This window comes from Algibacter luteus (genome assembly GCF_900141715.1).
Taxonomy (GTDB): domain Bacteria; phylum Bacteroidota; class Bacteroidia; order Flavobacteriales; family Flavobacteriaceae; genus Arenitalea; species Arenitalea lutea.
Genome location: NZ_FQYK01000006.1, coordinates 41,263 through 54,093, shown reverse-complemented (window position 1 = coordinate 54,093; position 12,831 = coordinate 41,263). Strand labels below are relative to the sequence as shown.

Sequence of the window (12,831 nt, the reverse complement as noted above, 5' to 3'; positions counted from 1 at the left end):
AAATTTAGAATTATCGTTTTAATGTAAAGTGACCAGAAAATTGCCTGCCATCTTCAAGAATAACTTGGAACCAATAATCATCGGTTGGTAAAATTGATCCATTAAAAGATCCGTCCCAGCCATCATATTCAACTATTAGCTGTTTTAATAGCTTGCCATATCTATCGTAAATGAGTACGGTGCTGTTAGATTGAAATCTAGCATCTACACCTTGTATTTTCCAAGTATCATTAACGCCATCCCCATTTGGTGTGAAATATTTAGGATAGCCAACAACGGCAATATCTAATGTGGAAACTCCACAAATATCATCTAAAACATGTATGGTGTAAAAACCTGGGCGAACATTATTAAAGAAAGGAATGTCTTGATAAACAATAAATGTTGAACCTTCTTCTTGTAATGCAAACTGATAATTTCCTAAACCGAGATGTGTCGTATTTATAGTCACTGAGTTGTTTTCAGAAAGATCAACAATTGTAACATCGTCCTGAGTAATGGTTGCGATTTCGGATGCATCTACATAAATTTCCTTAGATTTAGAACAGTTAGTTCCATCGGTTTTGGTTAATGTTATGGTATAAATGCCAGGATCTGATACTGTTATTATTCTATTATTTGAAACAAATTGATTTGAAACCGTATTATCCAAACTTGTAAAAAACCATTCATAATCAAAAACTTCTGATGAATTGGCTTCATAAGGCTCCAATTGAATGGAGAACGTTGGGTCTGATGAACAAACTAATCTTGGGCTTTCTACTTCAAATTCAGGTAACGGATTTACCACAAAATCTACCGTTGTTGATACTGAGCATGTTGGGTTAATAGTGTTAAAAACATCTACAGTAATAGTTTGATTTCCGGAAATAAATGGATTGGGTAGAGTAGGACTGTTGTTAACCGTAACACTATTTTCATCAATATAACTAAATCGAACGTTCATACCCGTTTGGTTTCCTAAAATAGTATTTGAAAATGTTGTTGTTACAAACGGAAAAACACCATCATCATCAACATCTCCTGCATTTCCATCGCATTCAACTTGAGCAGGAATAGTATTAACTATTACAGGCTGTTCATCTACAATAAAGTTAATTAAGGTCTCATCGAAACAAGCACCATCAGGATCCTGAGTGTTGTTATTAGTCACTCTAACTATTATATTTTGATTTTCAGTTAAAAAATTAGGCTGAATAGGACTTACAACTTGAGTGCCATCTGAATAAAAAAGTGGAGCGCCCGTTTCAGTATAATAGGTTATGTTAACATCTGCTAGGTTTTGGCCATTTAAAATATCGGATTCTAGTTGTGAAGTATCGAACGGAAAGTTTAAAATGGTATCAGTCATATCAATATCACATTGTCTATCAAACTCAACAGGACTTGCAACAGGTAAGGCTTCAACATTTAAAATATTCGTGAGCTCTTTTAGACCTAAACAATTATTACCTAAATCACTTTTTACTCTTACCCATATTGTTTGAATATTGGGAGAGTTAGTGTTTTCGTGATTCGCAACATCCAATATTTCGTTATTTTCTAATTCGGCATCAATTATGCTTTCATAAAAATGAGTCGTAACGTTTATGGTATTAAATACATTGGTTTCAATGTCATCTTTAATAGCTGTCATATCAAAAATGGCAGTCCCATCGCGGTTATCAACACCATCATCACATTGAAACAACGGTTGTGGATTGTAAGTTGTTAATACCGCACTACTTGGGTTTACCTCGAGTGTTAAAGGCACAATTCTATAGCAACCGTTTGAGTCTTCAACTCTTATCCAAATCGTTTCTGGTGTAAAGCCTAAATCATCCTGATAGGCTTCCGGGGCTAAAATCGGGTTAGTATTTTTGTTTGCGTCTGGTTCAGTTTCGAAATAGGTAAAAACTAAATTTTCTGTGATAAAATTTGGGTTTATTTCAGATTTAATATGGTCTTGAGTTAAATTGAAAAAGGATTGCCCATCATTACTATCGTCATCACATTGATTATAAATACTAGGATTATTTGCAACCGGTAATTCATTGACTTCTAATAATGCAGCTTCAGAATATATGCCACAACTATTCCCACTTCTATCCAGTTTTACACGGAATTGAAAATTATTAAAAGTAGGTTGAATATTAGTTATAGTTAGCTCATCTGTTTGAGAACCGGAGTAAGTTGCATCATCAGTAATTAAAGCCCAAGTAGTACCACCATTGGTACTAATTTCCCATTGAAAAACTTCTGCTTCGGGAGATATAACTATAAAACTTTCTATTGATGCTTCGCATGCCACTAGATTTAAAGGTTGTTGCGTTATAGAAATAGGACTATGGGTTAAATAATCTGCATTTGGTATCGTGTAACCATCGCTGGCATTGGTAACTAATCCTAGTCCTGTAATAGAATCGGATACTAAATCTACTAAAACAGTTCCGTCACCTAAATAAGTATCCATATTTCCATCTGAGAAACCGGCCTCTATAACATCTGTACAATTATCGCCATCGCTATCTTCATCTATATAACTAAAAATACCATCACTATCTTCATCATTAAGTGCATATCCAATTTCATTACTATCGGGTGTGGTTTCGGCAAAATCTGTCCAACCGTTAATTCCAAAACCTGGGCCATCAACAATACCGTTTAAATCGGTATCGGAAAGCAATCCTAATTCACCTGTTTCAAACAAATCAGTAATCCCATCATTATCACTATCCAAATCGTAAAAATCTGGTATGGTATCACCATCAGTATCTAATGGGGCTACACTAGCATTGTAAATATCATCTAATCCGTCATTATTAGAATCCAAACCAGACAAAGGAACATAGGTTCCTGTATTTTCAATAAAATCTGGGATACCATCATTATCGCTATCTAAATCGAAAGCATCTTTAATTCCATCAAAATCTGTATCTTTCTTATAGCACGATAAGGAGATGATACCGTTAAATGTTGATGTTGCATTGCCATTTTCTAAAATATGAACAAATGATAAACCATCAACTTGGTTCGCAAGAAACTCATATGGTGCTGTGCCATTTGGGGATGCATTAAATTTAAATCGTATTTCTGAACCAGAAAGCATAGTTACACCAGTTTCAAAAATACCGTCGAAATTAGAATCTACTAATAGTCTGTCATCTGGGTCTACAAGTGTTATATTTTTATTTACAGGCAGTATTCTGGCTATAAAATATTCACCGTTGATAGTGGAATGTACTACTGAAATATCTTCTAAAAATTTGACATCGACAGATTCTGTAAATGATATACTATAGTTATTTTCCGCTGATGAAGCTGGCGCTAATGTGCTCGTAATTTTACCTGCAGTACTACCATTAAATGTATTAGTACCACCATTACTATTTGATTGCATAAGAACACCACTCGCAATGGTGTTATTGGTACTTGCGTCTTGAAAAATCAGCTGAGGCGTGTTAAGATTAGTTACGTTTATAATGACATTTCCTAGAGATTCTGTGCAATCGGGTATACCGTCGTTATCGTTATCAATATCAACGTTATCGATAATACCGTCATCATCCCTATCATCGGGACAAATACTTATAGGGATTTCTATAGACTCTAATTCTTCACCTGTACAAGTAATTATTCCAATTAATTTATAGGTGCCAGGTGCATTTGGTGTTAAACTTGCTGTAGGCTCCATAAGATCAATAAACCCTGACCCGCTACCATCATCAAAAAGCCATCTAAAACTATCAAAGTTTTCTGCATTAGCGGCTTCTAAAGTTACATTTGGAATACAATTTCCTAGTGTTGCAAATTCTGCGTTAAAATTAATTTCTGGTGGTGATGGAAAACCTGAATAAAAACTTCCTGAAGTTGCGGCGCCACTATAGTTAAAGTATGCACAATACAACTCGTCATCACTTTCAACTGTAATATTGCCACTTATTCCCTTTATTTTATAAGTGATGTAATCTGCTTTTCCAGTTACAGTATTTACAGCACCTAAGTTAATATTTCCAGTTATAGAAGACGTCACTGTAACATTTGCGGTAGCTTTAGTCACTATTGTAATACCACCCTCGTAAGGTGTAGATCCAATGTTATTTATATTGGCAATATTATCTAAATTACCTCGAGTTTCACAACTTAAAGGAGGTACAAAAAACATACCTTGGTTGGCTTCGGAGGGTGAGCCATTGTTATTTAGTCCTCCAACCCCTTGATATGCAAAAACGGGTTGGGAAGTTTCAACATACATGTTGCCATTACTGCTATAGTTGTTGCCCTCTATTACATAATACTCTCCAGCATCAATAGTTACTCCTGTAACATTTCCGTTAATATTTATAGAGGTGTTGTTTGTATGGGCCACTAATAAAATGTTTTCCCAGTCATTTGTGCCATCGCCTCTAACAAAAATATATTCAGTACCAATTTTACTTAATCCAACTATTTGATCGATACCATAATCTCTTGCACCGCCAGTACCAAAACTTCCATTGGCAGAACCGCAATTCACTACAACTGGTTTGTCTGAACTCACCAGACATCCTATTAATCCATCGGTATTTATACTCGTATCATTACAATTAATGGCCAAGGTATAACTTTCACCTTCATCCAATGTGACGTTCACGGGTATTGGTCCACTGTAATTTTGAATGATAATACCATTTGGAAGATCACTGAAATTAACTTTAGTATCGTCTACTGTGGCCATGACAGAGACAAAGTTGAGGTAGTTGTCCTGCGGATTTTCACTCGTATAACTACCAATTCTAAAAATTGTATCTGGTGCAGATAGTCCTTTACTTACTAATGCACCTGCTTGAGAACCTGCATTCATTCTAACTGATACATAAATTACATCCTCAGATTCAATTATATATCCTTTATTAGTAGTTATGACACTCGATGAAGGCGAGGGTATAAACAATTGTGTATTACCTCCAGATCCTATTGATATTTCTGCAGGGTTTGAATTATTTACTACGCCCGTAATGTAATTCGCCTCTGGTTGGCCTATTGGTTTTATAGTATAAGGAACATCTATGTTTCTAGGCGTTGATAAGTAAATATACTGGTCTTGAGGAGTGGAACTACCCGAGTTTGCAAACGTTAGTGGCGGTATGTAGTGTTTTTTACTTAATTGTGCATAACCTCGAATACTACAAAGAATTAATAAACAAAATATAAATCCTTTAACGATAATATTATTCGTCATGTTTTAATATTAAGTAATTACCTTAATTACTAGTTGGAAAAACTAAAATATAATATTTAAAGTAAATAAGACTTAAAAAAACTTTTAAGGTTTAATTACATCGTTAAAACAACTTTATTTTTAAATTATCGTTTTAAAGCAAAATGCCCTTTAATATTGAAAGTTTCTCCATTTTGAACTATGTCTGCCGAAAACCAGTAATCATCTGAAGGCATATTTTCGCCATTATAAGTTCCATCCCAACCTTCTGAATAATGAGGTAATGTTTTAATGAGTTTTCCGTGTCGGTTATAAATATAAACCATAGTTCCGGGCAATTGATTTGCTCCTACAATATGCCAAGTATCGTAAGCGCTATCATTATTTGGAGTTACAAATTTTGGAATATCGAAAACGAATACTTGTTTTGTAACATCCATACACCCGTTGATATCTCTTACGGTTACAAGATGTTCTCCGAAAGAAACATCTTCAAAAATATTAGAATTTTGCGGTTCACCATCATCCAGAATATAAATATAATCTCCTATTCTCGAGTTATCTATTTCAACTGTAATTCTATTTGGGTCAGCAAAATTAACAGTTGAAGTGAAGTTTATTATCGCTTCTTCCGAAGGAATTACTTCAAAATTATGAGTGTATGAACAGTCATTACCCACAACATTAGGTCTAGTTACGGTTACAGCATAATTACCAGGATTTGTTGGAGGTATTACAATGCTACTAGTAGTGGCTCCTGTAGACCATAGATATCTATCGCCAGCTACTCCGGTATCTGCAGATACAGTAACAGGTTCGTTATTACACAACGGTACGGTTTCATTTATTGCAATAACGGGTAAGTTATTTATGCGAATATTAAATTGGGTTGTGCTATAACAGTTTGTTCTATTGTTTTCTAACCGTGCGTAGATAGTTTCCCCGTTTGAAGCCGAATAAATATTCCGTAGATTATCCGTTTTGCTTTCAGCATCTTCTAAAGAACTATAGAAGGTTATGATATGATTTAATGAATTTAAAGACCCTAGAATAATACTGTTATTATCTCGTAAATCAAAGCTTTGTATACCATCGTAATCATCATCACAATCCACTAAATCTGGCGGTGTGTTGGCAACTGGATTTTCATTTATTTGCAATACAAAAGTGGGTACAAAATAGCATCCGGTAGATGGGTCTGATACCCTGATGTATATGGTATGGCTTGCCGCTGAATAATTAAAGGTACTACCTAGAGGTGCCAAATTATCATCCGCATCAGTTTGTGAATTATGATATGATATCGTAACAGCAGAAGGATCGCTAACAATCATATTATCAACTTGCGATAAATCATAAGAATTAGTTTCATTATCGCAAATCTCGATTGTACCTATTAAATTAGTTGCAGGTGGCAGGTTTACTATTAATTCTAAAGGAATAACAACAAAACAGCTAGTTAAATTATTGGCTACTTTTATATAAACAGTTTTCGTATTCGAATTAAAATTAGATGGATTTGTAATTTCCATGGAGTTATCTAATCCGTCGTTTGGATTTATATCTGTTAAATTCTCGAAATAGTTTAGAGAAAGATTACTTTTTACTCTATCTAAAACTTCAAAATCATCATCAACAGTATCAATATTATATGTTGTTAAATCAAAATCAACAATACCGTCATAATCAATATCACAATTGGTAATACTCGGGACGTTATACATAACATCGGGAGCGGCAATAATATTTATCCCTAATTCTTCAACGATATGGCATAATGAGTCTTCACTTTCAATTCTGATATAAATACTTTGCGGATTCGTAGTATTAGTATATGTAGAAGGTAAAGGCGCTGTATTAGAATCCGCATCTTCAGGTGAAATATGGAACGAAATATTCAAATTATCGGGTGAACCAGAGCTAATTTCGGTGGCTTTTTCAGCTAAATTAAATTCATGTAAACCATCATTGCTATCGTCATCACAAATTAAATAATCTATTACAGTATTATAAACAGGATCTGGCGAAACTTGAATGAGAAAAGATGAGGTTCCAAAACATGATGGATCTGTAATGTTTTCTACCCTAACATAAATTGTTTGAGGACTAGAAGTATTTTGATAGACATTATTTTTATCTATTGGCATGGTATATGCTGCGTCTTCAAAATAATAAACTTCTTTACCAGGTTGTCCGTTTAAAATTTCAACATCCTTTTCAACTAATAGGAAATCTGAAGTTCTATCACCATCATCTTCACATAATTGAAAATTACTAATAGTTGGGAAAACGGGTAATGTATTTACAATTGCTTCAAATGAAACAATAGAATAACAGCCCGTGCCACTTGCAGCATCTTCTACTCGGATATAAATAGTTTGTGTATTTGAATTGTAAGCACTACGGTCAGCAACAGGAATAGGATTTGTATTGTTATCAGCATCTTCAAAAGATGTAAAAACATCTAAGTTTAAACCTGTTCTGCTTGGTACGGCTTCATCAATTTTATCTTCAAGATTTATTATTGAAAAACCATCTTGATCGTCATCACATATTATTTCATTAGAAGGTTGATTGGTAGTAGGAGCAACCAAAACTTCAATTTGAAACGGGTTAACTGTAGAACAACCAGAATCCAAACTCTCAATACGCGCATAAATGGTTTCTATGGCATTAGTGTTGTTATAAAAAGGCGGTAACTGATTCGCTGTATTATTACTTATTGCATCTGCATTATTATCAAAATAAGTAACTGTAAAGTTGGTGTTCCCTCCAGTGATTATGTCATCTATTGATTGTAAATCTATGCTTGCAATACCGTCGTCATCATCATCACAATATGGAATTGTTACATTTGAAAATAATAATATAGGGTTTACTAATAAGGTAATTTGAGAATTTTCAACACAACCGCCATCTTCTATTCTGATATATAAAACTTGTGGGCTTGTTGCCGCGTAAGGTGCAGTTTTATCTATAGGGTTTGTCCCATTATCTCTGTCTTCTTCTGTTTCGTAAAAAGTAACTGTAATTGAATTTGGTAAATCGTTAGCAATAAATATTTCTACGGTATTTAAATCGAAATTTAAGGTGTCTGAATTATCATCATTGGTATCACAAAGTGCGAAATCGCCAGTATCCGTTCCAGTAAGTAATAAATTGGTATGAATTTCGAATGGTACTATAGTTGTACATCCTGTAGTATCATCTTCAATTCTTAGATATAGAGTGGCAGAACCAGGTTCTAACACGGCATTTGTATATTGGTAATTGGTTTCGTCTGCAATAACGTTTGTGTTGTTAAACGCATCATCATAAGTTGCATGAAAAGTTGTTGACACACCTGTTAAGCCATTAAGTATGGCGCTAATAACCTCGGTTAAATCGAAAGTGGCATCGCCATCTAAATCTCTATCACAAGCATCAATATATTGCGTTTCTCTGTTAACAATAGGGCTAAGCGTAACTACAACATCTAAAGTTGTGGTGGTAATACATCCTGTGGTTGTATCAACAACTCTAACATAAACTTGTTCGTTTGGTGTGTTCGTATTAATGTAAGGTGATGGAATAGGATTATTTCCCGTACTAGCATCAAGTGGGTTATAATGATAGCTCACTAATAAATTCGTTTGACCTTGTGTAATTTCGTCATCTTTTTGAGTTAAATCAATAATGGCATAACCATCAGGGATGTCGTCTCCATCACAAATTTCTAAAGTTGTAGGCGTTACAATATCTGGTAACGGATTAACAATTAAATTAAAACTTGTATATGCTAAACAATTACTATCGTCATCCTCAACCCTAACAAATATTGGCTGCGGGTTTGAGGAGTTTGAAATAGGCGTTGTTACAGGTAAAATATCAAGTCTTGCATCACTATCGGATAAATGATAGCTAAACGTATAATTTGTAAAAGGAATATTTGCAATAACTTCTGCATCTTTGGTTGATAAATCAAAGATTTCGGTTTCATCGCCGCTCGGATCATCACATATCTCATAATCCGAAACAGGATCCATCGGCTCTTCGGTGTTTAAAACAACTTCAATTTCATCCGTCTCTAAACAGGTGCTTCCATTTACGGGCACTGAAACTTCTACACGATAAGTACCATCTTGAATGGTTGTATAGGTAGGTGATATTGCACCGGGTATTAATGTGCCATTTCTATACCAAGCGTAAGAAGCCAATGGGTTTTGTAAATCGGCGTCTAAAGTTGCCACACTTTCACAAGTAGCAATATCTTCCCCTAAATCGAGTACTCTGAAACTATCACCTTCAATAAATACAGCGGAATCAAAAGTTCCATCTGTTTGGTCGGCGATTATTAATTTAATATGGTAGGTTACGTTAGGTTGTATGCTACCCATTGCTGTTAAAACGGTAGTTCTCCCATTATAATTTGTATCACCACGGTTATAACCGTCAAAATATTGGTCGTTTTGTGCGGCACAAACTCCAAAAATTTCGTCGTGAATGGTATTGGTATTTACAGGTATGGCTGTACCTGGAATAAGTGCGATATTTTGATAAGGATTAGTTGTTCCTGCTTCTTTGATAAGAAAAACAAAGCCATCAGAAAATTGACAGGGATTAATGCCAAAGTATTCTTCGGATGCTAATAAATAATTAAATTGAAACTGATTTGAGATGGAAACAAAATCGAACTCAATTGAGGTGGCATTAACGGTATTTGTAATTCCTAAAGCGGTTTCTAAATCGGGGTCTGTTCCCCATGTATTTGAGCCTTCACTAAGCGTTGGTGTGATAGTAGCATTACCACCAGAGGCTGCCCCACCGGTTGATAACATAATACCTCTTTCAAACGGAAAATTTGAACTACCTCTTTCAAAATAAGCATAACTAGAAAGACCGTTGGCACTACCATTGACAAATGAATCAATATTAGAAATATCTACACAACCGTTTACCAGATTGTCTTGTATTAAAGCTTGTAAACTAACAGTATCATCTACAGTTATTTGCTGTGAAAACAAATAATTACTTCCGCAAAGAATCGAAATTATGATGAAACGTGCAAATCTCATAACGTGTAGGTATTTTCTATTAGGTTATTATTAATTAAAATATGACCATTAGTTGGGACTAATATGGTCGAAAAATAGGCATATTTAGATGAAGCGCAAAAAAAATCGGACAAAATGCACGAAATTTAGTTTTTTAGACCCTGTCATCTAGTTTTTCAAAGTGAAATGATCCTTAAATATTCTTCCGTCTTGTAAAATGACAGAAAACCAATAATCATCACTAGGTAATTTTTTACCATTGAAATAACCATTCCATCCTTCACTTAAAGGAATGAGTTGTTTTATTAATTTTCCGTAGCGGTCATAAATTTTAATTTTAGTATTGGGCTGAAACATACTAGATACACCATAAATTTTCCACTCATCATTAACACCATCGTTATTAGGAGTGAAAAATTTAGGAAACCCAATAACAGAAACATCACTTTGAGTAACACCACAATTGTTCTTAACATCTTTTACCGAAACCGTATAAATTCCAGGAAAAACATTATCAAAAATATTACTGTCTTGATAATCTTTTACAGTATTTCCATTTTCATCTATCAAACGATATTGATAAATCCCTTCTCCTGAAACGTAAACTGTTATGGTATTATTTTGAGAAACATCATTAACATCAAAAGCTGGAGAGTTAAACGTTGCAGTATTTGAAGCTTCAATGGTAACCGTACGTTCTTTAAAACAGTTATAACCATCGGAAACTGTTACGGTGTAAATACCAGGTTCATTTATTTGGGTTGCGTAAGTGTTATCTCCGTTCGACCAATTGTATGTATAATTATTTGGATTTCCGCTGTTCAATGCCGCATCAATAGTTATAGTTTCAGGAAAATCATTTAAGCAATAGTAAAATAAATCTTCAGTTTTGATATCAGGTAAAGGAAATACGTATAGAAAAACTTGACTGATACCATAACAATCATTCGCATTTTCAACCCTTGCATAAACAATATGATAGTAAGGGGTAGTGTTGGTATAAATTGGATTTAATGGATTTTGCTCTAATACGGCATCTTTAAAAGTTTGATAGTACACGACATCTAGGTTTGCCGGTAACCCCGCTAATATATCTGCTGAAGCATCCTCTAAATTAAAGTTGTAAAGCCCATCTTCTATACCATCATCGTCACAAAAAGTGAGATACGCGTTGTTCGAATCTGTAACGGTAACCGCAAGTGTAAGTTCAGAATAACCAATGCATCCCGAAGCATTATTAATTACTTCTACATAAATTATTTGTGGATTCGAGGTATTGTTAAATGCATCGCCATTAACTTCAGAAGTTCTTACAGCATCCGTATAGAATTTTAATGTCCTATTCGCAGCAGCTCCAGTTAATTCAGCCTCCGCTTGATTTAGATTAAAAGTTGTTAACCCATCTGATAATCCATCTTCATCACATTGCAATAAAGTAGTGTTTAAAGCTTCAGGAGCTTCATTTACTTGTAAATTTAAAGTTGTAAAACTGCTACAAAATGAATTGGATACTTCTTCAATACGTACAAATATTTGCTCGTTAAAAGGCGTAGTATTGTAATAGGAATAGGGAAGGGCACCAATTCTATTTTCAGCATCTGAACTTGAAGTATAATATAATACGTTGAAATCTGCTGGGTTTTGCCGATTAAGAATTTCGCTGTTTTTTGAAGCCAAATCAAATATAACCTGTCCGTTTTTATCATCGCCATCATCTAGATTGTCACATAAAATATAATCTGATGGTGATGTAAAATCTGGTCCGCTAACACGTAATTGAAAATCAGTTAATTCAAAGCAACCAGTGGAATTATTTGTAATTCTAGCATAAATAGTTTGTGGATTGTTAATATTAGTATAAGGGCTGTTTAAAGCGTTTGTGCCTATATTAGCATCACTTGCAGAAATATGGTAAGTCACTGAAACGTTGGATTGTGAACCTATAATTGACGGTGTATTATTGGAAAGTGTAAACTCTGTTGTTTCATCTGTAAAAGGCGCAATTTCATCGCAAGAATCAACATCTAATGCTGCTCCAGAAGTTCCTGATTCATCAGTTGGAGGCTCCGAGAAGGTAGCAGTTCCTGTCCATTCTAAACTAAACGGACTGTTACCTATAGGTCGGTCTATAACAATAAAATAGGTTTCTCCAGCATTGACATCAAGCCATCTTACAAAACTATTGCCACTTGCTCCTGGCCCTTCAGAAGTGTCGGTTTCTGAACCATTCATACCAGTTTTATTGTTTGATAAACCTGCGTTTTGAGGATTAGTTGTTGAACATCTTATAGCTTGACCTAAAGCGCCACAAGCCACATTTGGACCAAAAACAAAAAAATCATAATCTTCAGTGATACTTCTACTATTTGGTGATAAGGTGAACCCAAGAGTTCCAGAAGTAACTGTAGTAACACTAAGCCAAATGCTATTGTTTTCTTGACTTGAACAGTTTTGGCCAGCACCTAATTCTTGTGTGCCTATTCCGTTTACATCTAAAGTAATATCAGCATTTCCACATGCTGTTACAGCGTTGATACAATCCGTTGGTTCTTGACTTATTAATACGTTCGAATACAAAACTATCAAACAGAAAAAACTAAATTTTAGATATACTTTCAA

3 protein-coding genes are annotated in these 12,831 nt (G+C 34.5%); all 3 read right to left on the bottom strand.

The genetic code is table 11. The annotated features are described in order from the left end of the window. Positions 1-10 precede the first annotated feature (10 nt). Positions 11-5,200, bottom strand: coding sequence for a T9SS type B sorting domain-containing protein (locus tag BUA46_RS11865; RefSeq protein WP_019388138.1), 5,190 nt, complete (start codon positions 5,198-5,200; stop codon positions 11-13). 125 nt (positions 5,201-5,325) lie between these two features. Next, a complete protein-coding gene (locus BUA46_RS11860; RefSeq protein ID WP_072794753.1) occupies positions 5,326-10,233 on the bottom strand; it encodes a T9SS type B sorting domain-containing protein in 4,908 nt (1,635 codons plus the stop codon). A gap of 147 nt (positions 10,234-10,380) precedes the next feature. Further along, positions 10,381-12,831, bottom strand: coding sequence for a T9SS type B sorting domain-containing protein (locus BUA46_RS11855; protein ID WP_035106452.1), 2,451 nt, complete (start codon positions 12,829-12,831; stop codon positions 10,381-10,383).